Source organism: Moraxella sp. TY6, assembly GCF_048551375.1.
GTDB lineage: Bacteria > Pseudomonadota > Gammaproteobacteria > Pseudomonadales > Moraxellaceae > Faucicola.
Window position 1 is genome coordinate 107,094 of the sequence record NZ_JBLYZJ010000004.1, and the last position, 24,693, is coordinate 131,786.

23 protein-coding genes and 2 riboswitches are annotated in these 24,693 nt (G+C 42.8%); of the genes, 9 read left to right on the forward strand and 14 right to left on the reverse strand.

The features are described 5' to 3' along the window. The first annotated feature begins 22 nt into the window (after nt 1-22). Nucleotides 23-1,210: an extracellular solute-binding protein gene (locus tag ACK1U4_RS04340; protein ID WP_419400332.1), complete on the forward strand. Its 1,188-nt coding sequence runs from the start codon at nt 23-25 to the stop codon at nt 1,208-1,210. Here ACK1U4_RS04340 and ACK1U4_RS04345 read toward each other — a convergent pair. The 9 genes from ACK1U4_RS04345 to gcvT form a co-directional block, all read right to left on the reverse strand. Next, nucleotides 1,197-1,991, reverse strand: coding sequence for a methyltransferase domain-containing protein (locus ACK1U4_RS04345; protein WP_419400331.1), 795 nt, complete (start codon nt 1,989-1,991; stop codon nt 1,197-1,199). The two genes, ACK1U4_RS04340 and ACK1U4_RS04345, sit on opposite strands and share 14 nt — an antisense overlap. Further along, on the reverse strand, nt 1,988-2,461 hold the full coding sequence (gene smpB, locus ACK1U4_RS04350) for an SsrA-binding protein SmpB (protein WP_419400330.1): 474 nt from the start codon (nt 2,459-2,461) through the stop codon (nt 1,988-1,990). Before smpB ends, ACK1U4_RS04345 begins: the two co-directional genes overlap by 4 nt. 230 nt (nt 2,462-2,691) lie before the next feature. Continuing rightward, nucleotides 2,692-3,636 (reverse strand): transporter substrate-binding domain-containing protein, encoded by a 945-nt coding sequence (locus ACK1U4_RS04355; RefSeq protein ID WP_419400329.1) that lies wholly within the window; start codon nt 3,634-3,636, stop codon nt 2,692-2,694. A gap of 250 nt (nt 3,637-3,886) precedes the next feature. Then, entirely contained in the window at nt 3,887-6,748 is a 2,862-nt protein-coding gene (gene gcvP / locus ACK1U4_RS04360) for an aminomethyl-transferring glycine dehydrogenase (RefSeq protein ID WP_419400328.1), read from the reverse strand. Between the two features lie 101 nt (nt 6,749-6,849). After that, on the reverse strand, nt 6,850-7,131 hold the full coding sequence (locus tag ACK1U4_RS04365) for a hypothetical protein (RefSeq protein ID WP_419400327.1): 282 nt from the start codon (nt 7,129-7,131) through the stop codon (nt 6,850-6,852). 32 nt (nt 7,132-7,163) lie between these two features. After that, nucleotides 7,164-7,898, reverse strand: a complete 735-nt coding sequence (locus ACK1U4_RS04370; protein ID WP_419400326.1) for a nitroreductase family protein — start codon at nt 7,896-7,898, stop codon at nt 7,164-7,166. Between the two features lie 101 nt (nt 7,899-7,999). Next, nucleotides 8,000-8,380 (reverse strand): glycine cleavage system protein GcvH, encoded by a 381-nt coding sequence (gcvH, locus tag ACK1U4_RS04375; protein ID WP_419400325.1) that lies wholly within the window; start codon nt 8,378-8,380, stop codon nt 8,000-8,002. Nucleotides 8,381-8,398: 18 nt separating this feature from the next. After that, nucleotides 8,399-8,782 (reverse strand): MliC family protein, encoded by a 384-nt coding sequence (locus ACK1U4_RS04380; RefSeq protein WP_419400324.1) that lies wholly within the window; start codon nt 8,780-8,782, stop codon nt 8,399-8,401. Between the two features lie 353 nt (nt 8,783-9,135). Beyond that, on the reverse strand, nt 9,136-10,266 hold the full coding sequence (gcvT, locus tag ACK1U4_RS04385; protein WP_419400323.1) for a glycine cleavage system aminomethyltransferase GcvT: 1,131 nt from the start codon (nt 10,264-10,266) through the stop codon (nt 9,136-9,138). 74 nt (nt 10,267-10,340) lie between these two features. Then, a riboswitch (glycine riboswitch) is annotated at nt 10,341-10,551 on the reverse strand. Between the two features lie 15 nt (nt 10,552-10,566). Beyond that, nucleotides 10,567-10,674, reverse strand: a riboswitch (glycine riboswitch). Between the two features lie 213 nt (nt 10,675-10,887). On the opposite strand from gcvT, the gene ACK1U4_RS04390 reads away from it, so the two are divergent. Further along, nucleotides 10,888-11,340, forward strand: coding sequence for a hypothetical protein (locus ACK1U4_RS04390; RefSeq protein WP_419400322.1), 453 nt, complete (start codon nt 10,888-10,890; stop codon nt 11,338-11,340). A 110-nt stretch (nt 11,341-11,450) separates the two neighbouring features. Further along, nucleotides 11,451-12,491, forward strand: a complete 1,041-nt coding sequence (gene ruvB, locus ACK1U4_RS04395) for a Holliday junction branch migration DNA helicase RuvB (protein WP_419400321.1) — start codon at nt 11,451-11,453, stop codon at nt 12,489-12,491. A 61-nt stretch (nt 12,492-12,552) separates the two neighbouring features. On the opposite strand, the gene ACK1U4_RS04400 is transcribed toward ruvB, so the two are convergent. Further along, complete coding sequence (locus tag ACK1U4_RS04400) at nt 12,553-14,835, reverse strand: hypothetical protein (RefSeq protein WP_419400320.1); 2,283 nt, start codon at nt 14,833-14,835, stop codon at nt 12,553-12,555. 323 nt (nt 14,836-15,158) lie between these two features. Here ACK1U4_RS04400 and ACK1U4_RS04405 point away from each other — a divergent pair, with 323 nt between their 5' ends. The 3 genes from ACK1U4_RS04405 to rnt all read left to right on the forward strand — a co-directional run bounded on the left by ACK1U4_RS04405 (nt 15,159) and on the right by rnt (nt 18,893). Further along, nucleotides 15,159-16,664: a hypothetical protein gene (locus ACK1U4_RS04405; RefSeq protein WP_419400319.1), complete on the forward strand. Its 1,506-nt coding sequence runs from the start codon at nt 15,159-15,161 to the stop codon at nt 16,662-16,664. A 350-nt stretch (nt 16,665-17,014) separates the two neighbouring features. Beyond that, on the forward strand, nt 17,015-18,097 hold the full coding sequence (gene pyrC, locus ACK1U4_RS04410; protein WP_419400318.1) for a dihydroorotase: 1,083 nt from the start codon (nt 17,015-17,017) through the stop codon (nt 18,095-18,097). Between the two features lie 88 nt (nt 18,098-18,185). Continuing rightward, on the forward strand, nt 18,186-18,893 hold the full coding sequence (gene rnt, locus ACK1U4_RS04415) for a ribonuclease T (RefSeq protein WP_419421662.1): 708 nt from the start codon (nt 18,186-18,188) through the stop codon (nt 18,891-18,893). Nucleotides 18,894-19,013: 120 nt separating this feature from the next. Here the strand turns inward: rnt and ACK1U4_RS04420 are convergent, their stop codons facing one another. The 4 genes from ACK1U4_RS04420 to ACK1U4_RS04435 all read right to left on the reverse strand — a co-directional run bounded on the left by ACK1U4_RS04420 (nt 19,014) and on the right by ACK1U4_RS04435 (nt 22,619). Continuing rightward, a complete protein-coding gene (locus ACK1U4_RS04420; RefSeq protein WP_419421663.1) occupies nt 19,014-20,249 on the reverse strand; it encodes a tetratricopeptide repeat protein in 1,236 nt (411 codons plus the stop codon). A 116-nt stretch (nt 20,250-20,365) separates the two neighbouring features. Beyond that, nucleotides 20,366-20,995: a 3-oxoacid CoA-transferase subunit B gene (locus ACK1U4_RS04425; RefSeq protein ID WP_419400315.1), complete on the reverse strand. Its 630-nt coding sequence runs from the start codon at nt 20,993-20,995 to the stop codon at nt 20,366-20,368. A gap of 10 nt (nt 20,996-21,005) precedes the next feature. Then, nucleotides 21,006-21,713 (reverse strand): CoA transferase subunit A, encoded by a 708-nt coding sequence (locus ACK1U4_RS04430; RefSeq protein WP_419400314.1) that lies wholly within the window; start codon nt 21,711-21,713, stop codon nt 21,006-21,008. 228 nt (nt 21,714-21,941) lie between these two features. Beyond that, nucleotides 21,942-22,619: an FxsA family protein gene (locus ACK1U4_RS04435; protein WP_419400313.1), complete on the reverse strand. Its 678-nt coding sequence runs from the start codon at nt 22,617-22,619 to the stop codon at nt 21,942-21,944. Nucleotides 22,620-22,927: 308 nt separating this feature from the next. On the opposite strand from ACK1U4_RS04435, the gene ruvC reads away from it, so the two are divergent. The 3 genes from ruvC (at nt 22,928) to ACK1U4_RS04450 (ending at nt 24,618) form a co-directional block, all read left to right on the forward strand. Then, the gene (gene ruvC, locus ACK1U4_RS04440; protein WP_419400312.1) at nt 22,928-23,530 is read left to right on the forward strand and encodes a crossover junction endodeoxyribonuclease RuvC; all 603 of its coding nucleotides are present in this window, start codon (nt 22,928-22,930) and stop codon (nt 23,528-23,530) included. Nucleotides 23,531-23,725: 195 nt separating this feature from the next. Continuing rightward, nucleotides 23,726-24,337, forward strand: a complete 612-nt coding sequence (locus ACK1U4_RS04445) for a hypothetical protein (protein ID WP_419400311.1) — start codon at nt 23,726-23,728, stop codon at nt 24,335-24,337. An 11-nt stretch (nt 24,338-24,348) separates the two neighbouring features. After that, entirely contained in the window at nt 24,349-24,618 is a 270-nt protein-coding gene (locus ACK1U4_RS04450; RefSeq protein ID WP_419400310.1) for a hypothetical protein, read from the forward strand. Nucleotides 24,619-24,693 lie beyond the last annotated feature (75 nt).

Genomic DNA, 24,693 nt, shown 5'->3' on the forward strand with positions numbered 1-24,693 from the left:
AGGGTCATCATAAAGGCAAGTTATGGGCGGTTGGGTTTTGGCAAAATTTGATGGGCAATATACAAATAATAATAAAATCAACGATATATGTATTGGCTTACTGCTCATGCTAACAGGTGGTTTAACGGCTTGTAGTCAAAGCAATGACACCCCAGCGACCACTCAAGACACCAGTCAAACCAGTGCTAGCCAACCCTCAATGACCTCGGTATCCACCCCAACCCCTGCTACCATTGCCTCATCAGTCCACACGGCTTCTGTACCCCAAACCATAACACACCAAATTAACCTCTATACCTCGATTGATAAAAAAGCATTAACCCCCTTATTAGCTGATTTTACCAAAAAAACCGATATCAAGGTCGTTGTCACCCAAGATGAACCCATGTCATTACTGGCTCGCCTCAAAGCTGAAGGCGAAAATAGCCCTGCAGATATGTTATTGACTGAAGATGTTGGTGTGTTTCATCATGCAGTCGAAGAGGGCTTATTACAAGCCTTTAGCTCGGATAAATCGGTTGCCAACGTACCAGAACGTTACCGTGACCCCAATGGCAACTGGCTCGCCCTATCGTATTACGCTCGCACCGCTGTGTATGATAGTCGAATGCTCATTAACAAAGATATTATCAGCTATGCTGATTTTGCCAAAGCAAAATGGTTTCAAAAACTTTGTATTAGCCAAGCCAGTTATATCCCCAATCAAGCGTTGGCGGTGAATTTGATTGATAATTTGGGTGAGAAAAAAGCCACCGAAGTGTTAAAAGGCTGGCTAGCAAATGTGGCGGTCGCCCCTGTGCTTGACGACAATGCCGTCATGCAAGCCATCGAAAAAGGGCAATGTCAAGTCGGTATCGTCAACAGCCACCACTATGGCGACTATCTACAAGCCCATCCGACCACGCCCATCAAACTCACATGGCTAAACAAAGGCTATGGCGGACTTCATACCAATATCACAGGCGTTGCCATTCCCAAACATACCAAACACCCAGAAACCACCCTTGCCTTGATAGAATGGCTTGCCCAAAAGCCCCAACAAGCCTTATATGCCAGTCTAAGCAAAACTTTTCCGATGGATAAAAATACCGAAGCCTCGGTACTGCTCAAATCTTGGGGGGACTTTGAAATCAACCCTATGCCTGTCAATGACTATGCCGAAAAACAAAAAATGGCAGTCGATTTGTTAAAAGATATTAGCTATCCTTAACTTTTTCCACCATAAAATGCAAATACCGCCCCAACCATTTATACGGTTCTTGGTCGCTATATTTGACTTCCATCTCAATCACCGCTTGTGGGTTGGTATGTCCGCCACGTTTAAGCGGTGAGTAGTCGTGAAATACTCGCAAGCCAGAACTTCGCACGATACGATAATTCCTTTTGGCAAGCCATGCTAAAACCTCATCTTTTGCCACAGGGTTATTGGGTGTCAGGCTTTTATTATCCGCTTCAAAATCGGTTTTATTTAACAAATTAAAATTACCCATCACTAGATTGCGATATACAAAACTGGCAGGGTTATAAAAACACAACGACAGCCCACCGTCATCGGCAAGCCAATTGTCAAAAAAGTCCATGATATCGGCAGGCGAGGCGAGCCATTCCAATACAGCATGACAAAGAATCAAGTCATATTTACCACTTAGTTTGTTATTTAAGTCTTGGTAAGGACAAGTGTGCCAAGTGATATTGTTTGTCAAGTCACCAAGCTCGGTTTTGGCATGATGTTTGGCAATGTCGAGCATATTGGCAGAGATGTCGTTGATGGTAACGTCATATCCATTTTTGGCAAGTTCAATGCTAATTTGAGCCAATCCTGCTCCGACATCTAACACTCGTAAGGGGCGGTTGAGGCGAGTTTGGGCGGTGGCGACCCACTCCAAGATGTCACGGCGAAGTACGGCAAGGCGGATTTGACCTTTTAAGCCACCGTAGATTTTCTTTTCAAAATGTTCGCTAATATCGTCAAAATTGCGGTCTTGAATCATGCTAAATTTTTAAACCCACGCTGTTTATCACGCTGATAGTCACGTTCTTTGAGTGTCGCCCGTTTATCGTGCAACTTTTTACCTTTTGCCAATGCCACTTCACATTTGACACGCCCATGACTCCAATATACCTTGAGAGCTACGCAAGTATGTCCCTTTTGATTGACCATACCAAACAATTTATCAATCTCACGGCGGTGCAACAGTAGCTTACGAGTACGCAGTGGGTCAGCGACAATATGCGTAGAGGCTTGCAACAATGGCTGAATGTGCGAGCCAAACAAAAATGCCTCACCGTCCTTAAAAATCACATAGCTTTCGGTAATTCGCATTTTGCCTGCACGGATTGCCTTGACTTCCCAGCCGAGCAGTTCTAGCCCAGCTTCAAAGCTTTCTTCGATAAAATATTCATGGCGAGCCTTTTTGTTACTGGCAATCAGACTGGGCATGGCTTTGGGTTTTTTACTCATACGGTTTCCTACTCATGGTGTTTCCTTGACTGCCGAGCGGACGTACCCTGCGACAGACATTTTATATTGATAATAATTAAATGTATTGTATCAAAAAGGAAGATTGGAATGTGTTTTAATGGGTTATTTATAGTTGTCTAAACTAGCAATAATACCAAACCCAAAATCTCAAATCCTCATTTTTGATTTAACTCACCATAATTCACTTAGGACTGACGCAACACTATCATTTAGTGGGTTGCTGAGGCAACTGTGGTGGTATTGGTATGGGGTATTTGCTTAGGGGTTGGGGCAGTACCAAACCATTTTTCATAAATTTTGGCATAAGTGCCATCAGCGATGATTTGTCCCAAGCCGATATTAAACTTGTCAATGACAGCGGTATTCCCTTTTTTGGCAACTACGACCATCTCATAAGGAGCAAAATAATCACCCTCTCCACCAATAAAAAATTTCATATTAGGTATAGATTTAACATGATAATGCAGTAAACCACTGTCTGCTACCACTGCATCAGCTTCACCTTGAATCACGGCTTTGATGGCTAAATAGCTAGAGGTTTTTTGGATAATATTTGGGCTGTCTTCTCCTTGCAGTTTAAATAAATCATCCGCAGTGGGTGTGTCTTTTTGTACGGCGACTTTGCGATTTTTAAGGTCATCAAAGGTTTTGATATCGGTAACGCTGTCTTTGGTTAAGATGGCATCACTGTCATAGGCATAGGTATTTGATAATAAATAAGCTTGTTCACGTTCTTCATCACGACTGACCGCAGACATGGCCAAATCATATTTATTGGTATTAACCCCATCCAATAAACCATCCCAAGATTTGGGTAAAAAGTTGGCTTTAAAGCCTTGTTTTTCGCCAATGGCATCCAAAATATCTTTATCAAAACCAACGACACTGCCTTTTTCATCCAACGATTCGTAAGGCGGATAGGTGGCTTCTACACCGACAGTAATCACTTGCATTTTTGGGTCGATGCTTGTAGATGAGGCTGTGGCAGTTGAAGATGCAGGTGTTGCTTGCGTTTTCGTTTGTGTGCTGGGCTGGCTCGCTTGATTCGGTTGGCTAGAGGCAGATGGGGCTTCATTTTTGCTACAAGCCGTGAGTAATAATGAAGATAGTAATACCGCAGTACCTGTATATTTGACAAACATCGTTGATAACATAATTTTCCCTTAAAATAACCCACGAAATCGCTAATTTTACAAAAATAGGATGGGGTTTACGATAAAAAAACCACCCAGTGGTAGGGTGGTTGTCATAAAAGTGAAACATTGGTTAAAATACAATCAATTTCAATGAGATATAATCTTTTGATGGCTTAGTGAGTTAAATCAGAAATAAGACTTGAAAAGTAGGGGCGTATACAATACGCCCTACAAATGCTATCTTTTTTCTCATTTAAAAGACTATTGTTTACTCATAACTGTCGGTACTTGGACAGCTACATACCAAGTTTTTATCGCCATATACATCATCCACACGGCTCACCGATGGCCAGAATTTATTGGCACGGATATAGTCAAGCGGATACACGGCTTCTTCACGGCTATAGCCACGAGTCCATTCACCCATCACCACTTGGGCGGTGTGTGGGGCATTGACCAATGGGTTATCCTCAAGCGTCCATTCGCCATTTTTGACTTTCATCGCCTCGGCTTTGATTTGCTTTAACGCACTGATAAAGCGGTCAAGTTCTTCTTTGCTTTCAGATTCAGTCGGCTCAATCATCAACGTACCTGCAACAGGGAATGACATCGTTGGTGCGTGGAAACCATAGTCCATCAAGCGTTTGGCGATATCCACTTCGGTGATGCCTGTTTCGGCTTTGAGTGGGCGAATGTCTATGATACACTCATGGGCGACACGACCGTTTTTGCCACTGTATAGCACAGGGTAATCATCTTTTAGCTGATTTGCCATGTAGTTGGCGTTTAGCAAGGCTGATTCGGTGGCTTGTTTTAAGCCATCTTTACCCATCATGGTGATGTACATCCATGAAATTGGCAAAATACTTGCCGAACCAAACGGTGCGGCCGATACCGCTGACATACCTTTACCGCCATTTGGCACTTCGGCAACCGAGTGGTTAGCGATAAATGGGGCAAGGTGCGACTTCATGCCGATAGGACCCATACCAGGACCACCACCGCCATGTGGGATACAGAAGGTTTTGTGCAAGTTCATGTGTAGCACATCCGCACCCACGTCCGCAGGCTGCATCATGGCAACTTGGGCGTTCATGTTCGCACCGTCCATATACACTTGACCGCCATGTTTGTGAATCAAATCACAAATATCACGAATCCCTTCTTCAAACACGCCATGTGTTGATGGGTAAGTAATCATCAATGCACCGAGGTTGGCACTGTGTTTTTCGGCTTTTTCGGTCAAATCGGCAAAGTCCACGTTACCTTGTTCATCAGTCGCCACAACGACAACATCCATACCCATCATGTGGGCGGTCGCAGGGTTGGTACCGTGTGCCGAACGTGGGATTAAGCAGATATTGCGGTCGGTTTGACCCAAGCTTTCATGGTAACGGCGAATTGCCAATAGTCCTGCATATTCGCCTGACGCACCTGAGTTAGGTTGCATTGAGATGGCATCAAAACCTGTGATTGCTTTGAGTTGGTCTTGCAAGCCTTCAATCATCTCAAGGTAGCCACCGACTTGGTCACGAGGGGCAAATGGATGGACATTGGCAAATTCATTCCAAGTAATCGGCAACATTTCGCTAGTAGCGTTCAATTTCATGGTACAAGAACCCAATGAAATCATGCTGTGATTCATCGCTAAGTCTTTGTTTTCTAACTTTTTCAAGTAGCGTAACATTTCGTGTTCAGTGTGGTGACTGTTAAACACAGGATGGCTTAAAATCGCATCTTTACGCAATAAGCTGTCACCCAATGACAAGGTCAAAGTATCGCCCAATTCGACTGAAGAACCTGTAAAAAGTTGGGTCAAAATGGCAAAATCTTGGCTATCGCTGACTTCACTAAAGGCAACTGCCAAATGGCTGTCATCGACTTTACGCAAGTTAAAACCAACATTTAACGCATTTTGATAAAGCTGTTCAGTTTGACCGTCCGTTTTTACCAATACCGTATCAAAAAATTGTGAATGAACAACTGTCATACCAGCATTTTGTACTGCTTTAGCAAAAGCAGTCGCCAACGCATGAATACGAGTAGCAATACGTTTTACCCCTGTTGCCCCATGATACACGGCATACATACCTGCCATATTTGCCAACAAGACTTGCGAAGTACAAATGTTTGAATTGGCTTTTTCACGGCGGATATGCTGTTCACGAGTTTGCAACGCCATACGCAGGGCAGGCTTACCTTGGGCATCGACCGATACACCAATGATACGACCGGGGGCAGAGCGTTTGGCACTGTCTTTAAAGGCAAAGTAAGCAGCGTGCGGGCCACCAAAGCCCATCGGTACGCCAAAGCGTTGGGTATTACCCAAAGCCACATCCGCACCCATGTCAGCAGGTGATTTTAGCAATACCAAGCTCATCACATCAGCGACCACAATCGCCATCGCACCGTTGGCTTTTACCGCACTGATAATGTCTGTTAAATCAACGACATCGCCATTTGTGCCGACATATTGGAAAATCGCCCCAAAGAAATCACCATTTTTGGCTACGTCAAAATCACCGACTACAACATCCCAACCAAAGTATTTGGCACGAGTGCGAATCACATCTAGGGTTTGTGGGTAGATACGGCTATCAACAAAGAATTGGTTGGATTTGCTTTTGCTAATGCGTTTTGCCATTGCCATCGCTTCGGCGGCAGCGGTCGCTTCGTCAAGTAGTGAAGCACCTGCCATTTCTAAGCCTGACAGGTCGATACATACTTGTTGGAAGTTTAGCAAGGCTTCAAGGCGACCTTGGGCGATTTCGGCTTGGTAAGGGGTGTAAGCCGTGTACCAACCTGGGTTTTCAAGGACGTTACGTTGAATGACCGCAGGCACACGAGTAGGGTAGTAGCCCATGCCGATATAGCTTTTGTTGACTTTAATTTTGTCCGCCAAGCCACGCAATTTGGCGATGGCTTCGTGTTCTGGCATACTAAGTGGCAAGTCCAGTTCTTTGTTTAAACGCACCGAGGCAGGGACGGTTTGGCTGATAAAATCTGCCATATCTTTTGCCCCAACCGTTTTTAGCATGGCATCACGCTCTTGGCTGTCAATGCCAACATGGCGGTTGATAAATTCTGATGGGTTAAAGACATCAGTGAAAGTTGAAAAGTTTTGGGTCATCTGTGTTTCCTTAATCAATGACAAGTGCCAAAAAAGGTGAGAAGTGTGTTGAACAAAATTTTAAAGCATATATAACAGCAGGTTTTCTTTGGTTAGTAGGTTCACATCATTCGATTTACTGAGCTTTTTATCAAACGTCCAAGTTGCATTTCTTCCAAACTGACGCTTTTTTTTGCTTTAATAATGCCAAAACTAGCCGTAATGTCATTAATAATTTTTGCAGATGATGCTTTATTTGTTGTACTTTTTGGCTTCTTTTTGGCAATAGGGTTATCTTGGTAGTCGCTTTTTAAAAAATTAACAAAATTAGCAACTTGGCTTTGTTGCGAATAGGGTAGTGATTGAATATCTTTAAAGGTTTGATTAAGATTTAACGTGGTCATATCGTCTATCTCCCCATATTTTGCCAATAAATTTAAACCGTTTTGATAAAACGCTCACGTTCAAAGCGATATTGTTCGCTATAAATGCCACGCTCATCACGTTCACCTGCCCCAATCACCATACAAATATGCTGATGCTCATTGAGTCCCAATAGCTTCTTCATCTGTGGTTCGTCAAACCCACCCATCGGACAGCTATCAAAGCCATACGCACGAAAAGCGAGCATCAAGTTTTGACACGCCAATGACGTACTCACTAACGCCCAATTTTTAAGGTCTTCGGCGTTATAAATCGGCTCAACCATCGCCCCTTTGACTTGACGCACGGCTTGGGTCAATGCCCATTTGGCAGGGGCAAACACATTCATCGCCCCACGAGTCATGGTCACAGGAATCAGTTTGCCATAATAATCTTTGACGGCTTTGGGTACAGGTTTGACAGGGTAGTGGTTGATATTATCTTTGGCGTTTTGTTGCCAAGTATCGGTGCGAGCGACTACCACAATCAAGCGATTGGCAGTACGACAGGCGTTTTGGTTCATGCAATATTGATTGGCTTTTTGGCGTTTTTCTTTGGAATCAATCACAAAAAATTGCCACGGCTGTAAATTACTCGAACTCGGTGCAAGCATCGCCATATCAAGGCAAGCGTTTAGCACGTTATCAGGAATCGGGGTATCGGTAAAACGCCGTACCGCACGGCGACTGGTGACAACGTCATGGAAACTCACTTGTTTTGGGTTGGCAATCGGTGATAGGGTCGGCATGGTGTTTCTCGATAAATTTTTTAAAATTTAATGCGGTTTGAAAGATGAGGGCGTAATCAATACGCCCTTATCTTATTAAAATCAAATTAACTAAATATCAATTACAAAGAATCTTGATATTCGTCAGCGTCCATCAAGCTGTCGTAATCAGACGCATTGGTTGGTTTGATTTTGAAGAACCAACCTTCGCCATATGGGTCTTCGTTGATGATTTCTGGGGCATCAACCAAGGCTTCGTTGATTTCGACAATTTCGCCTTCAATCGGTGCGTACACGTCAGAGGCGGCTTTAACTGATTCTACCACGGCAACTTCAGCATCCACTTCCACTGTTTCGCCCACTTCAGGTAGCTCAACGAATACGATGTCACCCAACAAATCTTGGGCATGGTGGGTAATACCCACGGTGATTGTGCCGTCAGCTTCTTGGCGTAACCATTCGTGGCTTGCGACATATTTTAGTTCGGCTGGGATATTGCTCATGTGAAATTCCTCTCAAAATTATAGTGAGTTACAGACAAAGTTGTATTCTTTGCCTTGGGTGCTGACTGACAACACGCCTTCGTTACCTTTAACGTGCCACTCGTAAGTGGTTTTTGCAGGGGTAGTCAAGGTGTAGCGTTCGCCAGAGGCGGCGACATCTTGTTTTAGCACCATTGCCACTTGGTTTAAGCCAAGCATTGGCGAGGTGATTTTGACATTTGCCACGTTGTCTTGTGATTGTGTGGCATAAAATGCACTGACTTGAGTGTCATTGTCGCATTTATAAACTTGTGAATTGGCTTGTACGGCTTGTACTTGAGCAGGGGTAGGTTGGGCAATTGGAGCTGAAGTACAGGCAGTTAATACGGCAAATGCAGGCACAAGGGCTAATAATGTTTTCATAATAATACCTTTTTATGGATGTTGTTGTAATTAACGCATTGCCTTGATAATCATTGGCAAAACGCCCACGTTAATGAGAATTAATATATGGTTAAAACAGCTTTTTGGCGTTAATGGCATGATAGCACCGATAAAGCGTCAATTACATTATCGTTTAGTTAAAAATTTGTCTAACCAGTCATGCCAAAATACGTTTAACACTAAACCTCTTTCCATACCCCCTCTAGCTCCCCCTTTGCAGGGGGAGAACTGCTCCCTCCCCTGTTAAGGGGAGGGCTGGGGAGGGGTTAAACAACAAATTTTAATGATATTTTATAATTTGGAAACAGGTTTAATAGTAACAACATTCAATTTTAGTCAAATTGTTTTTGACCATTTCGTACAAATGGCAATGCAATGATACGCACAGGCGTTGCTGTACCACGCAAATCAACATTAGCAGTGGTATCTTCGGTTTTTGGAATGCGAGCAATAGCAATCGATTGTTTCAAGCTTGGGCTAAATGTCCCGCTAGTAATCACGCCTGTTTTGCCATTCGCCAAGGTTACTGTCATGCCATCACGCAGTACGCCTCGAGTTTCTAACACCAAGCCCACTTGCATGACATCGCTACCATCGGCAACGGCTGTGGCTTGTTTATCTTGCATCGCTTGACGACCAACGAAGTCACGCTCATCTTTCACCGCCAATGTCCACGCCATACCGCACTCATACGGATTGATGGTTTCGTCCATTTCGTGACCGTATAAGTTCATACCTGCTTCTAGGCGTAGCGTATCCCTTGCCCCAAGACCCGTTGGCACGATACCGTTATTTTTTAACAAATCAAAAAATGCTGAAGCACTATCGGCAGGTAATATCACTTCCACGCCATCTTCGCCTGTATAGCCAGTTTTGGCAACAAACCAATCTTGACCTTCAATCTCGGTCAAATCTTTACCAACAAACGGTTTTAACGCCGATAAGCTATCCGCCCACGTTGGTTTGGCTTTGGCGAGTTTTTCAATGGCTTTCGGGCCTTGTACGGCAAGCATGGCAAGTTCTGGGCGTTCGGTGATGGTGACAGTGAAGTTAAAATCTTTGGCAACTTTGTTAAATTGTGCTAAGTCTTTATCACGAGTCGCAGCGTTTGATACGATACGATACTCGGTTTCGGCTTCGTTCATGCGGTAGGCGATAAGGTCGTCAATCACGCCACCATTGTCATTGAGCATGGCAGAATAGATGGCTTTACCGACAAATTTGGCTTTAGCGATGTCATTGGCAAGGAGTTTTTGTAACCATGCTTTGGCATCTACGCCTTCGATGTCAGTGACGACCATGTGCGATACGTCAAACATCCCTGCGTCAGTACGCACGGCTTCGTGTTCGGCAATTTGTGAGCCGTAATGAATGGGTAATTCCCAACCTGAAAAATCCACGATTTTGCCGTTATTATCGACATGAGATTGGTAAAATGGGGTGCGTTGTAGGGTAGTTGACATAACAAATCCTTGATAGGCAAAGCGTTGCGACCAACATAGCCACAACAAAAAATCAGTGCGATACTGATGATTTATTTGCCCCATCTGTCCTGTTACCTGAGATTTTCAGTTAATTTACTAAAATAAAAGTAAATAAACCTTTTCCCCTTCGGTGGTGTTTTTTATAGGTAATTTAATTAACAATAAAATTTTTATCAAAGGGTGTATGCAATACGCCCCTACAAAATCTATTTATTGCTATATTAAATGGCTATAATAAAAAACACGCTCTCCAGATTTGTTATTTGATAGTGGTATCAAATGTCGATTCCAGTCCTGTTACCTGAGCGATTATAGGGTTTTTACGCCTTCGGTGATTAGTCGGTTTTAAGGGTGTTAAAACGGCTAATACTCTCCTGAAATGAAAGGCTATTATGCGGTGTTTTGGTATTTTTGACAAGGATTTTTTGCCATATTTTGCTAAAAAATGGCTTGGATAAAATGGCATGATAGTTGTTTTGACAAAACAATCTATGCAATATTTTTACAAAACTTTGAACGACAAGATATGCTAAACTAGCCCTAGTTGTAACACAATCTTGTTTAAACCAATAACTTTAAAATCAATAATAAGGATACATCATGGATTTTATGAGTGTGAGCTTTGCCAGTATTTTATCCATGTTGGCGATGACCGAGGGGCTAGGCGGTGCGAATGCCGAACCCGAACAAGTCGCCAAAATTTCGACCTATACCTTGCCACCGATTGCAGGACAATGGCAGTTGGATTTAGCCGAGGCGAAAGCAGGCTGTCAAGAACGCTATAACTTTGGGCGTGACCAACTATTTTTGGGGTCAAGTGGTGAAGAATTGACCTATGGTAAATACCTGTATAGTGTGGTCAGTGAGGGCTTGCCTGCTTTGGCAATTCAGACCAAATACGATAACAATGCCGAAGACTGTTCTGGTAAAAAAATCGACCAAGCAGGCGATATTTTGGTAGCGTATGTCAAACAAACAGGCAATACCATGCAATGGTGTGCCGATGGTGAGGGTAAAAAATGCGATATGACCCTACACCGAGTGTTGCCTTAACTATAAATAATGTAGTATATCAGCAAGCTTAACGTTTCCTTCGACAGGCTCAGGGCGAACGTTTGTATGATGCTTGCGTAATGCCTATGACGGATAATATTGATAAAATTATGATACCTACTTTTTCAAAATCTCAACCGCTTAATCATAGTCAAGCCAGCTCTATCGGTGAGCAACGCCTTATCAGCCCTGTTGGTCGACCAGAAGACCATAGCGATAATAAAATTCGTCCCAGTCTGCTCAGTGAATATATCGGACAGCCTGTGGTCAAAGAGCAAATGCAGGTGTTTATCCATGCGGCTCGCACTCGCCAAGAAGCCCTTGACCATACCTTGATTTTCGGGCCACCCGGTTTGGGCAAGACCACGCTCGCCAATATTATCGCTCGAGAGATGGGCGGTAATCTTCGCTCGACTTCAGGCCCTGTGCTAGAACGGGCAGGGGATTTGGCAGCCATGCTCACCAACCTTGAAGCAGGGGATGTGCTATTTATTGATGAAATTCATCGACTTAGCCCTATGATTGAGGAAATTTTATACCCTGCGATGGAAGATTTTCAGCTTGATATTATGATAGGTGAAGGCCCTGCGGCACGTTCGATTAAGTTGGATTTACCACCTTTTACATTAGTCGCAGCAACCACTCGTGCTGGACTGTTGACCTCCCCTTTGCGTGACCGTTTTGGCATTGTGCAACGCCTTGAGTTTTATAGCGTTGAGGATTTGACGACTATTGTCGTTCGTTCGGCAAGGTTACTGAATGTCCCCATGACCCAAGAGGGTGCAGTGGAGGTGGCAAGGCGTTCTCGTGGTACGCCACGAATTGCCAATCGCTTGCTTCGGCGTGTGCGTGATTATGCCCAAGTCAAGGGCGATGGCACGGTGACGGCTGAGATTGCTCACAGTGCGTTGGATATGTTGGCGGTGGATAGACGAGGGCTGGATAATTTGGATAGGCGATATCTTGAGGTATTGGCAGAGCGGTTTGATGGTGGACCTGCAGGGGTCGAGTCGATAGCGGCTGCCTTGGCGGAAGACCGTGGTACGCTTGAAGATGTGATTGAGCCGTATTTGATACAGCAAGGGTTTATTGTAAGGACAGCAAGGGGGCGGATGTTGACGGAGATGTCTAAAGCTCAGCTTGCTAAATAAAATTTTAAGCCAAATAAAAACCCCTTACATTGCGTAAGGGGTTTTTATTTTTTGGTTAAGATTATTTGACATAAACGATTTTAGTCACGGTATTTGCAGCAGGAGCAGGAGCATTGGTTGTTATACGGATTTCATCTTTAGGTTGGCAGTTTTTATAACTAAGGATGTAGGAAACATCATTATCCGAAACTCTACCATTGCTTAAATCTACTAGTGCCGGAACGGTTAAGTTACCACTAGTAAATTCTGCGGTACATGCAAGGTTAGTATCAACAAGCGTAACAGAAGCTACTGATTTATCAACTGTTTCAGAAGCTACTCCATTTGAGTTTACAGCGATTGATTTTATTGTTCCTCCGACATTTACCTTGACAACACTATTTGGTTCAGCATTGGCTATATCTAATCTTTTCGCTACTACAACCTCAGTTGACTCACCTGTTGTAGTGTTTTTTTGTGTCTCTTTAATGTCTACGAGGGTTGCGGTTGGTGTAAAGTTGGTGTTATCTTTGGTAGATACACTAATCGTTGTTCCAGCTGGCATTGAAACAGTCTTACTGCCATTGCCATACATTTTGAACTCGTATTCTATAGGCGTATCTTTGATAGTATTAGGGGTTAGTGTTGTAAATGGCGGTACAAATACAGGAACATTGCCCGCAAGACCCAATACAAATTCATAACGTAATATTGCAGCTAATTGATTATCGCATTGATGGGTAACGGTTTGTAGTGGATTGGTACTTAATATTTGTGTAATCAAATTAGGTTGAGCATAATTTGATGTAGAGCAAGCCATTGGTGAGCCAGTGATTGGACGAATATAAACATATTCACCAAAATCATGTTGCCCATTTTCATTATCATCACGATAAAAACTACCAATATTATTTTGTAATGGCTCGCCAATATCAAATTTGTTATTGCCATTACTATCAATGTAGGATTTATCACCTTCTACATACGCAACCACTGATAGTCTACCATCACTTCGTGGGTTTTGGGTGGTAAAGGTTACTTCACATTCACCATTTTTTGTTGAGCAATTTGGTGTAATTTTACCACCTTCTGATACGAAGCTTACGACAGTACCATCAGGAACAGCATTACCAACACGGTCAACCAACATCACTTTGACACTGGTAGAATCACCATCTACGCCAATCGCAAGGGTGTTTTTGCCTAGTGATACACTCATGCCATTTTGAGTAGCACGACCTGTAGCAACAGACACATCCTTAGATAAAGCTGTGACATTGGCATCAGCGACTAATGTTGCTTTTAATTCTACAGGTCCAGGTAATGCACCGGGATATAAGGTTACGCTGATTTTACCTTCAGAGTCACTCTTTAAGGTTTTGGGTTGATTGTTACCCAAAGAAATGAAGCTAAAGTCGTTTGGTGCATACACTCGACTAACAATAACTTCTTGGTTGGCAGCAGGTTTGCCATTGGCATATACCGTAAATTCAATTTGTCCAGAGGAGGATGAACCACTATTGCTTGCACCCAGTTTAACTTCACCCGTTGATGTATATACGACTGAACTTGCTTGTATTGAAGCAATGGTTACAGTTGCAGATTTAGTCGTGCCTGTGGTCGTAGAAGCAGTGATTTTTGCTGAACCACCTGTACATAAATTGCCATTGGCATCAATGGCTTTATAGGTAGTTGATACTTCCCCTGAAGTATTAGAAGTTGCAGAAGTATTGGTAAATGTACCACATGAGGCAGTAAAAGTGATTGGAATATTTGGTTGGACTGTACCATTTGCATCTTTGGTAATAAGGGTAACGTTGGTAGAACCACCTACTTCTAACTGACTCGTTGCTAATGTGATATCTGATAATGTCAGATTTAGGGCTTGTAATGAAAAGTTATAGTTCGGTGAGGTAGCAGTTACCTCATTATAAGTAGTTGTAGCAGATAATGAGTAAGCCCCTGTATCCGTCCCATTTGTGGGTTTAACAGAAATCGTTGCTAAACCATTGGCATCTGTAAGGACTGAACCATTTGTTGTGCCAAAGCTGACACCACCTGTTGCATTAAATGTCACAATCGTACCACTTACAGGTTTACCTTCGCCATCTGTTACTTTAACAGACGCATTTGCACCTGTACTATCAATAGTAGTGGTATTATTACCAGTAGGATCTTTTAGACTAACGGCAGTGATATTAAGTTTTGAGGAAGCAGTTGTTGTTGAGTTGCCACTTTCACCATTCCCACCATTAATAGGCGGTGCTAAAGTATCATTACCACCACCGCCACAGCCAGCCAATGTGACGGCTAATGCCAATGCTGATAATTGAAATGGTTTTGCAAACAATGTAGAAATTGCCATAGCTATCTTCCTATGTGATAGATATTTAAAACAGATGTTGCAACCAACAAAATTGAGAAACAACAACTCGCTAAACTAAAATCTATTGATGTTATAAACTGTAATTGTAGAAAAAACTCAAAACTTAGACTATTTTGCTATGCTAACTTTACCTATTTTGCAAACAACTTACAACCTTTTATATACCCAATTTTAACAAAAAGTAAAAATAACGACTGAAAGGGTGTTAAAATGATTGGCATATCGTGGATTGTTACAAATATTACACATTATCAATTACCTAATTCATATAAACCGTTAATACTTTAGTAAAATTATCCGTTATGACTTATTCTTCATATTTTTCCGATGAGCCACTTTTGCTGACTCAGCGTCTAAATAGCGTTGAGTTTTTACAGCAAACCTTACAACCAACGTTACCGCTAATTGCAGATAATTGTCACTTGCCTATCACAGCCGTACAGCAGGTGTTACCTTTAGTAGCAAGGGGGGTGACTTATCAGTTATTGTTGACTATTCAAAACCCAAAAAGTGATGAATATTCGCATTCATCTGCCAATTATCCACTATTTTTTGACGAGTTATTCGCACCGATACCAACCGAATTATTAGCGATGAGTCAAGGGTTGGACTTAAAAGTGATACACCAGCTACAGCCCTATGTGAATGAGATTATGCAAGGGGTGTTTGACGATACCTCAAGGTTTTATGCCTTGATGGGCGTGCTGATGGCGAAAACTTCGTTAGATTTGGCTCAACTGGTCGCAGTCACGCAATGGGGCACGACTTTGAGCGTGTTGGCGTTGCACAAATTATATCAGTCGCTTCCCCAACTACCATTGCCTACTGTGCCAGCTTTGTCGGCATGGCTTGGGCTTCAACCACCGTTATTGGCGGACATGGAGCATCAAGCGATTGCGACTGCATTGGGCTATCAGTCACCTATGGGATTGCGTGCTTTGGTGGCACAACGGCAAGATTGGGCAAAACAGCAAATCCTGCCATTATTTACAGGGTATGACGAAACCAAACAACGAGCGTTATTACAAGCCTTTAGTCAAGCATTACAGGCATTTGTTGCTAGTCAGCCTATGGCGATTGTACCTCGTCAGTTGCGTCAACTAGCGAAATCTAGCAAACCTACACCTGCCACACCTCAGACAAAGTCGATGATGACGCAGGATATTTTTCAACCCGTTGCCAAGCCATCGCATACTTGGATAGATATTTTACAGCGTTATTGGATAGCCACGGCAATTTTGCTTTCTACCATTGTGTTAGGCGGTATTGGGTTATTGGTCAAAAATAATAGCCCCACAAAAACCCCAACACAAACTGCTAATGACGCCACTCAATCACCGATTTATCAAGATGTTGCGATTGTTCGAGTGGCTTCTACTGCCTCAGTCATTGAGCCAACTGCTAGCACCGCAAAGCATCAAGCCACCGCTTCTGTATCTGCTATGCCTTCATCAAAACCTAAGCAAAAAACCGTTGAAAAAGTTGCTGAAAAATCTGCGTCAAAACCTGTTTCAAAGCCTACCACTACCACCAAGCCTTTGGTAAAAACTGCCAAAACAGAGGATGCCAAAAAACCGAAAGAGGTTAAGGTAAAAGATGTTAAGGCAAAAGATGTTAAGGCAAAAGAGGTTCAGCTAAAAAAAGCGGATGATAAAACCACGGCTAAAAAAGCCCCTAAACCCACTGATAACCCTGTCAAAAACAAAGCCACAAGCCCCACCAAAAAAACGGATAAACCTAGCCATAAACAGACCAATAAAACCAGTGATAAAGACCATAGCTCAACCAATGATAGCCCTAAAAAATAAGATAGACTTTAGCAGAGCATGTTTTGTATAAGCCCTAAAACCGAATAATACGACACCAAATGTCGTTTATTGTGTAAAATCACGAGGATTGAGCATTTTTTTCATGTTGTTTTATTCGCAAAACTGGTATCATGCACAAGTTTTATGACGATTTATCCGCATTGAATTAATCCGAAATTTACAAACCTTTTGCCATGAGCTTGTCGAAGGGTTACGGTCTTCCACTTCGCTAGGCTCGTCTTGCGAAGCAGTGCTTCTCAGGTTCGACAGGCTCACCACGAACGACCTTATGGTGTATAGTTCGGTTTTAATTTATGTAAAGCCATTGATAAGAAAATTGCGAGGAACTTATGAGCCAAGCCCCATCATCCATTCACACATTGACCATCACTGCCCCCGATGACTGGCATATTCATTTGCGTGATGGCGAGGCTCTGACAACCACCGTCCCCCATGCCTCTAGCCAGTTTCGCCGTGGTATGGTGATGCCGAATCTTGTCCCCCCTGTCAAAAACTTAGCTGATGCGATGGCGTACCGTGAGCGGATTGTGGCAAGTGTACCCAAGGACAGTATTAGTCAGCAATTTGAACCATTGATGACCTTGTATCTCACCGAATCCACCACCCCAGACGATATCCAACAAGCTTATGATAGCGGTATTGTCAAAGGCGTGAAGCTGTACCCAGCAGGGGCAACCACCAATTCTGCTGATGGCGTGGTCAATATCAATAATTGTGTGGATGTGTTTGTCAAAATGGAAAGCCTAGGCTTGCCATTATTGGTGCATGGCGAAGTGACGCACAATCATATTGATATTTTTGACCGTGAAAAAAAGTTTATTGATGATGTCATGGTCAGCCTAATTGGTAAATTTCCTAAGCTAAAAGTCGTGTTTGAACATATCACCACCAGTGACGCGGCTGACTTTGTGCTTTCTCAGGGCAAAAATGTCGGTGCGACCATCACACCACAACATTTATTATTTAACCGTAATCATATGTTGGTGGGTGGGATTAAACCGCACTTTTATTGCCTGCCAGTGCTAAAACGCCAAAGCCATCAGCAAGTGCTATTGGATGTGGCGACCAGTGGTAATCCTAAGTTTTTCTTAGGGACGGACTCCGCCCCTCACGCCACCCATACCAAAGAAAATGCCTGTGGCTGTGCAGGGTGTTATTCTGCCCCAATCGCTTTAGCCTTATATGCCCAAGCCTTTGATAGTGTAGGTAAACTGGATAAACTTGAGGGCTTTGCCAGTCTGCATGGGGCGAAGTTTTATGGCTTACCTGTGAATAGCGATAAAGTCACCTTGGTGCGTGACCCTTGGCAAGTACCTGATAGCTATGGTTATTTGGGTGATAAAACCATTACCCCATTGCAAGCAGGGCAAATGATTGACTGGAAAGTCATGCCGTTTGGGTTTGTGGTGTAATGCCAAAGCTAATTTGACAAGCGGTAGGGGCGTATTGAATACGTCCAGTTTGATAGTGGTAAAAAATGTGTCATATTGATAAGAGCAAATGATGACTGAATTGACAGAAATAACCAGCATTGCCCAACGTTTTCGCAATTATCTGCCCGTGGTGGTGGATGTCGAAACCGCAGGCTTTAATGCCAAAACCGATGCCTTGCTTGAAATTGCCTGTATTCCGATTTTGATGGATGAAACAGGTAAATTTTATGCAGGGGAAGCCGTAAACGCTCATATCGAGCCATTCGAGGGGGCAAACCTTGAGGCGAGGGCGTTGCAATTTACAGGCATTAATCCCAGTAGCCCCATGCGAAAAGCCATTGCCGAAGACGAAAAAACCGCCATGAAGCGGATTTTTAAACACCTAAAAACTGTGCGTCAGCAAGCAGGTTGTACCAAGTGTATTTTGGTGGGGCATAATGCAGGGTTTGATTTGAGTTTTTTAAATGCCGTCATCGAACGCACCCATACCAAAAACCAAAGCCAATTTCACCAATTCTCAGTGCTAGATACCGTGAGTTTATCGGCATTGGCATTTGGTCAAACCGTATTGGCAAGAGCGTGTCAATATGCAGGGATAGCCTTTGATGGCAGTGAAGCCCATTCTGCCCTGTATGATACCCAAAAGACTGCTGAATTGTTTTGCTACATTTTAAATAGTTATCCTATGTTGGCAAAAGCCGTGTTAGCAGAAGATGGCGATGATGTAGAACATGATGACTTGGAAAGCGAATCAGTGAGTGATGAGCAGGATTAAATTATTGTCAATCAAGTTGGCAAAACTGTAGGGGCGTATTGCATACGCCCAAAATTTTACAGTCTGATTTTTGATTTAATTCACTATAATTTTGTTTCGGTACTTGCATTTTTTATTACCCTAAATTTTCACCGCAAAAATAATAATCAACGCAAAAACCACCAAAACACCTACCCCAATTGCCAATTTTTGTAAATAATTATCCTCATCCAAGCGAGTGTCTTTGAGTTCATTGACCAACGCAAACGATTGTTGTAATCGTTGGGCTTCGGCGTGTCCGTGTGAGGCAGACTGGGCTAGCCAAAACTTGGCTTGTTCGCTGTCCATGCCTACGATTTCCCCACTAAAATATAGCTTGCTGAGTAGTTTTTCGGCTCGATTATCTTGAAACTTGGTTGCATTTTTGACCAGTTCAATGGCTTGTTGTGGCGATTGAGCAATATCCAAAATCGCATTACCACGTAATAAGTATAAGGCTTGACGTAACATGGCATCGCTTGATTGATGTTCAGCAATCTTTTGCACGACAGCATAGGCTTTTTGATAATTGCTAATATCGGCACTGTCAATTTGTGCATTTTTGAGTTCATTTAACAGTCCGACTGCTTTTTCATAAGTCGCAAGGGCTTTTGGCGGTAACGGTTGGAGCATATTTGTAACATCAATCGTTAACAAGTCATGCTCAAGTTCGCTAAAGGTATCTTGCTGAATACGCCCTGTTTCGACCATGGAATGACGCTGATTGAGTAGACTTTCGTGAATCCGAGGATTGGCAAGGGCTTCGGCAATTTCGGCTTGACGCTTGGCTTCGGCTTCTTTTGCCAGTTGGGCTTGTTGTTCGGCTTGCTGTTGGGCAAGTTGTTTTTGTTGGCGTTTGGCTTCGGCAATCGCTTGGCGACTGGATAAGGATTTGGTATTGAGTTTTTGGTTGCGTTGTTTGTTGGTGGCTTTGGGGCTTGATGGATTTGCCGAATTTGAGCTATTAGGGTTTAAGTTATTCGTATGTAAAGGATTGGCGTTTGCACTATCAGTCGTTAAGTCAGTCGCTAAGTTGATATCAGATGTTAGTTGATTATTAACAGTCGTATTTTCAACCATCAGATTAACAGGCGTTGGCTCATCTTCTGCCATACTGAGATGGTCAAAGTTTGGTATGTCGTAACTTTGCCAATATGCCACAGGTGCAAAGGTATTTACGGCATTGCTTTTGTGATGGGTGGATAAAGGCTGGTCATCCTTGTATCGGCGTTCTATCAGCGGATTGTCCAAATCCGTGACCCAATTAGCCATCGGCAAAGGGGTTTCCAAAAAATGATGGACGGATTGGCGAGGTGAAGGGGTTTGGTCTGACATCATGGGCAATACGGATTATGGTAATATTCGTTAGGGTGAATTATACAGGCTAATCCACCCTATGACGTGAATTTTTACCAAATTCATGCAAACCAAAGTAATTGTTATATCAAACAATCTTAACGTTGAATGGTCACAGGCGTTTTGGCTTGTAATTCTTCAAAGGTCACGCCATCGGCAAGTTCGACCAGTTTTAGACCATTTTCGGTTACGTCCATAATCGCAAGTTCACTGATGATACGATTGACTACTTTTTGCCCTGTCAAAGGTAAGCTACATTCAGCCAATACTTTTGGGTCGCCATGTTTGTTGGTGTGTTCCATCAATACAATCACACGCTGTACACCTGCGACCAAGTCCATCGCACCACCCATGCCTTTGACCATTTTTCCGGGAATCATCCAGTTGGCAAGGTCACCTTTTTCAGAGACTTCCATCGCCCCCAAAATCGCTAAATTCACTTTGCCACCACGAATCATGGCAAATGATTGTGAGCTTGAGAAAAAGCTTGCCCCAGTGGTGGTGGTTACGGTTTGTTTTCCTGCATTGATAAGGTCTGGGTCAACTTTGTCAGCGGTTGGAAATTCACCAATCCCTAGCAAGCCATTTTCGGATTGAAGCCATACATTGACGCCTTCAGGGATATAGTTGGCAACCAATGTTGGTAAACCAATGCCAAGATTGACATAAAAACCATCTTGTAATTCTTGTGAGGCTTTTTGAGCCATTTGTTCACGAGTCCATGCCATGATGCTATCCTTATCCTTGATTTTCTTTGGTGGTTACTTTTTCGATGCGTTTTTGTGGGTTGGCATTTACCACGATGCGATGCACATAAATGCCCGGTAAATGGATTTGGTCTGGGTCAATTTGACCGACTTCCACCAATTCTTCCACTTCCACAATGGTGATTTTACCTGCAGTAGCGACATCTGGATTAAAGTTGCGAGCGGTTTTGTTAAATACCAAATTGCCTGCTTTGTCGGCTTTTTGGGCTTTTACCAAGGCGACATCAGCAGTCAATGACGGCTCAAGAATGTATTTGCGTCCATCAAATTCACGTTCTTCTTTGCCTTCTGCGATTTGTGTACCCACACCAGTTGCGGTAAAAAAGGCAGGAATCCCAGCACCACCAGCACGCAATTTTTCTGCCAATGTGCCTTGAGGGGTAAGCTCTACTTCTAGCTCACCAGACAGATATTGGCGTTCAAATTCTTTATTTTCACCCACATACGAGGCAATCATTTTTTTGATTTGGCGAGTTTGTAATAATAAGCCTAGACCAAAATCATCCACGCCAGCGTTATTGCTGATACAAGTCAAGTCTTTGACACCGCTGTCACGCAAGGCTTCGATAAGGGCTTCTGGAATCCCACATAAGCCAAAACCACCGACTGCAAGGGTTTGTCCATCCTTTACCACATCCGCTAGGGCAGAATGGGCATCGTTATATACTTTATTGGTCATTCAATCGCTCCTTGTTGTTAACCAACGTGTTTAATTTAGAAACAAGACCCTTGTTAAAGGGCATATGCAAACGCCCCTACCTATCTTGTTGCTATGTTAAATTACTATCAATGAATTTAAAACTGATACACCTAAAATAAGACAAGGCGTATCGATTTAGCAAATGATTACAGTGTAAAGTTTAATAAATCATAGCACAATATTTTTTAGAAAAAAATTTTGTTTGGCTTAATCATCATTTGCTGATTTGATTTTTTTGACATTCGGATTGACGGTTTTGGCTTGTCCGTCCACCGTTGTACCACCAAATTTACGTTTTGCCATTGGGTTGGGATTGGCATTACCAAACGGATTTTGCCCACCCATATTACCAAATGGGTTGTTTGTGCCAAATGGGTTTTGATTGCCACCCATATTTCCCATACCACCCATCATGCCACCCAGTCCACCTAAACCGCCCATCCCTGCCATGCCACCCATTTGTGAAGGGTCGATACCGCCCATTTTACTGGCGACCATTTGCATGATTTTTTCTGGGTTCTTTTTGGCATAGTCAGTGGCGAAGTTTTTGAATTTAGTTTGTACCGCTGGCAATAGCACAAGCAGGGCGACAATATCGCTCAAAATTCCGGGTAATACCAGCAAGATACCTGCGATACTAAAGCCCACCGCCTTGACGACTTTGTTTTCGTTGGGGCGCATGGCAGGGTTCATCATTGCCATTTGGGCTTGACCTGCCATTGGTTTGAGGGTGGCGATGCCTTTTTTTATCAAGGTCATGCCAATAATGCCAGCCAAGATAAACCAGCCAAATACCCACCAACCGCTGACGAATTGGGCGATTAAGTACCAAACTAACATTTCGATGATGAGCCAAACAATGGCAATACCAACAATATTTCCCATGACGGACGATTTCCTCAATAAAATTTCTGAAAATATACTTTATATAATGGGGTTAATGTTGGGAAGTATCAAATTATTTTTGCATGAATTTTCGTAATTTTTTGGATATGGTATAATTGCAGGATTTTTGACCTTTTTATTGGTAAGTAAAGCGACAAAATTATCAATGGTTTTCCGTTCACCCTGAGCTTGTCGAAGGGTAGGAAAACCGTTATGGTTCGACAAGCTCACCACGAACGGTTTTTATCGTTTAAATTTGTCCAGCTACTTATTTTGAAATTGGCATTGTTAAATTGGAACAGGGGCTTATGAGTATTTTTATTGGGATTGACCCTGGTTCTCGGCTGACAGGCTACGGCATTATCCGCCATACGGGTGATAAGCTTGAGTTTTTGGATGCTGGGACGATTCATGCCTATAGCCAAGGCGAAACCATGCCCGAGCGACTTAAGCGGATTTTTACAGGCATTAGTAATATTGTCGAGCATTATCAAAAATACACCGATGAGCCGATGATGGCAAGTATCGAACAGGTATTTTTGGCAAGTAATCCAGATACCGCCTTAAAGCTAGGGCAGGCGAGGGGGTCGGCAATTTCGGCATTGGTCGCCAAAGATATCTCGGTGGCGGAATATACCGCACGGCAGATTAAGCAAGCGGTGTGTGGCTATGGGGCGGCGGACAAAGAGCAAGTTCAAGCGATGGTCATACGGTTATTGAGTTTGCAATTTCATCCCCAAGCGGATGCGGCGGATGGCTTGGCTTGTGCGATTTGTCATGCGTATCATAGTTTGACATTAAATAAGTTGTTGGGTGGGCAAGCTGGGCTAGTGCAAAATAGTGGTGGCGGTCGTAGTAAGAAAAAAGGACGCTGGCGATTGACTGAGGCGGATTTTGGGAATGTGAAATGATGGAGAACTCTCAACAAAAAATCCTTCGATTGATGCAATTAGCATTTATTGAAATCCGCTATCAAGCGAGGGTAGAGATTTAGCTACTCTAGCAGGATATCCTATCAAAAGTCGCTTAAAACCTTACATTAGCCAATTTACATAGTTGTTTAATGTAAGGTTTTATTTTATCAGTATCATAAAAAAGGAGTTTGTATGATAAGAAGTTTGTTCAAGCAGATTATACCGATAGTGGCGATGATACCACTATTGGGGTCTTGTTCTGTGTTTCAGCCACAGACAAAGGTGATTGAGTACGATGAGGAGGTCAAGCTACATGATGGCAGTATGATATGGGTGCATATCAAACGGCATTATGAGCGTAGTAATGGTCGTGAAATATCGAATTGGTTTCAAGGCTATGAGAAAGGCTGGGGAGCAAAGGAGGTAGAGATTAGTTGGGATACGGGCTTTCCGAATGTGGGGAGAAAGTCACTAGAATTTACTAAAAATATTTCTTTAATTGATAAAGTAAATAACAAATGGTATGTAGGTGGCTTTACACCGCAATGCAAAAGTCCTTGCATCAAGGATAGTTATATAAAACTGAATGCTGTAGGATCGCTAGCAGTTATTAATAATCTTGGTAACTTTGAGTTGAATGCAAGCTTAAATGATTTGCCGAAAAATATTCAGCATAACATTTTATCTCCTGAAAAAGTAAATGATTGGGATAGTTTAACCATGAGTATAAATAAATTATCTTGGTCTGATAAATTAACTATTCAAAAAACTAACCCTCAATCAGTAGTTCGACCAGTATTTTAAGGAATTTTAATATGAATTTATCAAATGAACAAAAAGCAATTTATGCCATTCTAGCAGATAACGTCTATTGGGACGTAAGAAAAGGTTTTGATGGGGATTTTAACAACCCCGACTTCACCAATTCAAACTGGACACCAGTCCCTGACGGCTGGACAGTTATAGGCAAATATGACCAAAGTGGGTCAGGCTCAATGCGACAGACTCACCCAGAATTAGATGGTTTCACCGCTAGAGTATTTAAAAACACAACGAACAACGAAATCGTCATTAGCTATGCTTGAGCAGAACCAACCGATTGGCGAGATTGGTTTTATGGAAATATTAAAACCTGTTTATACTCAAATCCATGAAAATCC

Coding starts and splice junctions, on each gene's coding strand:
- ACK1U4_RS04400 (WP_419400320.1), bottom strand. CDS start 14,835: ATGGCAATTTCTACATTGTTTGCAAAACCATTTCAATTATCAGCATTG.
- ACK1U4_RS04345 (WP_419400331.1), bottom strand. CDS start 1,991: ATGATTCAAGACCGCAATTTTGACGATATTAGCGAACATTTTGAAAAG.
- pyrC (WP_419400318.1), top strand. CDS start 17,015: ATGAGCCAAGCCCCATCATCCATTCACACATTGACCATCACTGCCCCC.
- ACK1U4_RS04450 (WP_419400310.1), top strand. CDS start 24,349: ATGAATTTATCAAATGAACAAAAAGCAATTTATGCCATTCTAGCAGAT.
- ACK1U4_RS04340 (WP_419400332.1), top strand. CDS start 23: ATGGGCGGTTGGGTTTTGGCAAAATTTGATGGGCAATATACAAATAAT.
- smpB (WP_419400330.1), bottom strand. CDS start 2,461: ATGAGTAAAAAACCCAAAGCCATGCCCAGTCTGATTGCCAGTAACAAA.
- gcvP (WP_419400328.1), bottom strand. CDS start 6,748: ATGACCCAAAACTTTTCAACTTTCACTGATGTCTTTAACCCATCAGAA.
- ACK1U4_RS04370 (WP_419400326.1), bottom strand. CDS start 7,898: ATGCCGACCCTATCACCGATTGCCAACCCAAAACAAGTGAGTTTCCAT.
- gcvT (WP_419400323.1), bottom strand. CDS start 10,266: ATGTCAACTACCCTACAACGCACCCCATTTTACCAATCTCATGTCGAT.
- gcvH (WP_419400325.1), bottom strand. CDS start 8,380: ATGAGCAATATCCCAGCCGAACTAAAATATGTCGCAAGCCACGAATGG.
- ACK1U4_RS04420 (WP_419421663.1), bottom strand. CDS start 20,249: ATGATGTCAGACCAAACCCCTTCACCTCGCCAATCCGTCCATCATTTT.
- ACK1U4_RS04365 (WP_419400327.1), bottom strand. CDS start 7,131: ATGACCACGTTAAATCTTAATCAAACCTTTAAAGATATTCAATCACTA.
- ACK1U4_RS04390 (WP_419400322.1), top strand. CDS start 10,888: ATGGATTTTATGAGTGTGAGCTTTGCCAGTATTTTATCCATGTTGGCG.
- ACK1U4_RS04405 (WP_419400319.1), top strand. CDS start 15,159: ATGACTTATTCTTCATATTTTTCCGATGAGCCACTTTTGCTGACTCAG.
- ACK1U4_RS04380 (WP_419400324.1), bottom strand. CDS start 8,782: ATGAAAACATTATTAGCCCTTGTGCCTGCATTTGCCGTATTAACTGCC.
- ACK1U4_RS04445 (WP_419400311.1), top strand. CDS start 23,726: ATGATAAGAAGTTTGTTCAAGCAGATTATACCGATAGTGGCGATGATA.
- ruvB (WP_419400321.1), top strand. CDS start 11,451: ATGATACCTACTTTTTCAAAATCTCAACCGCTTAATCATAGTCAAGCC.
- ACK1U4_RS04430 (WP_419400314.1), bottom strand. CDS start 21,713: ATGACCAATAAAGTATATAACGATGCCCATTCTGCCCTAGCGGATGTG.
- ACK1U4_RS04435 (WP_419400313.1), bottom strand. CDS start 22,619: ATGGGAAATATTGTTGGTATTGCCATTGTTTGGCTCATCATCGAAATG.
- ACK1U4_RS04425 (WP_419400315.1), bottom strand. CDS start 20,995: ATGGCATGGACTCGTGAACAAATGGCTCAAAAAGCCTCACAAGAATTA.
- ruvC (WP_419400312.1), top strand. CDS start 22,928: ATGAGTATTTTTATTGGGATTGACCCTGGTTCTCGGCTGACAGGCTAC.
- rnt (WP_419421662.1), top strand. CDS start 18,186: ATGATGACTGAATTGACAGAAATAACCAGCATTGCCCAACGTTTTCGC.
- ACK1U4_RS04355 (WP_419400329.1), bottom strand. CDS start 3,636: ATGTTATCAACGATGTTTGTCAAATATACAGGTACTGCGGTATTACTA.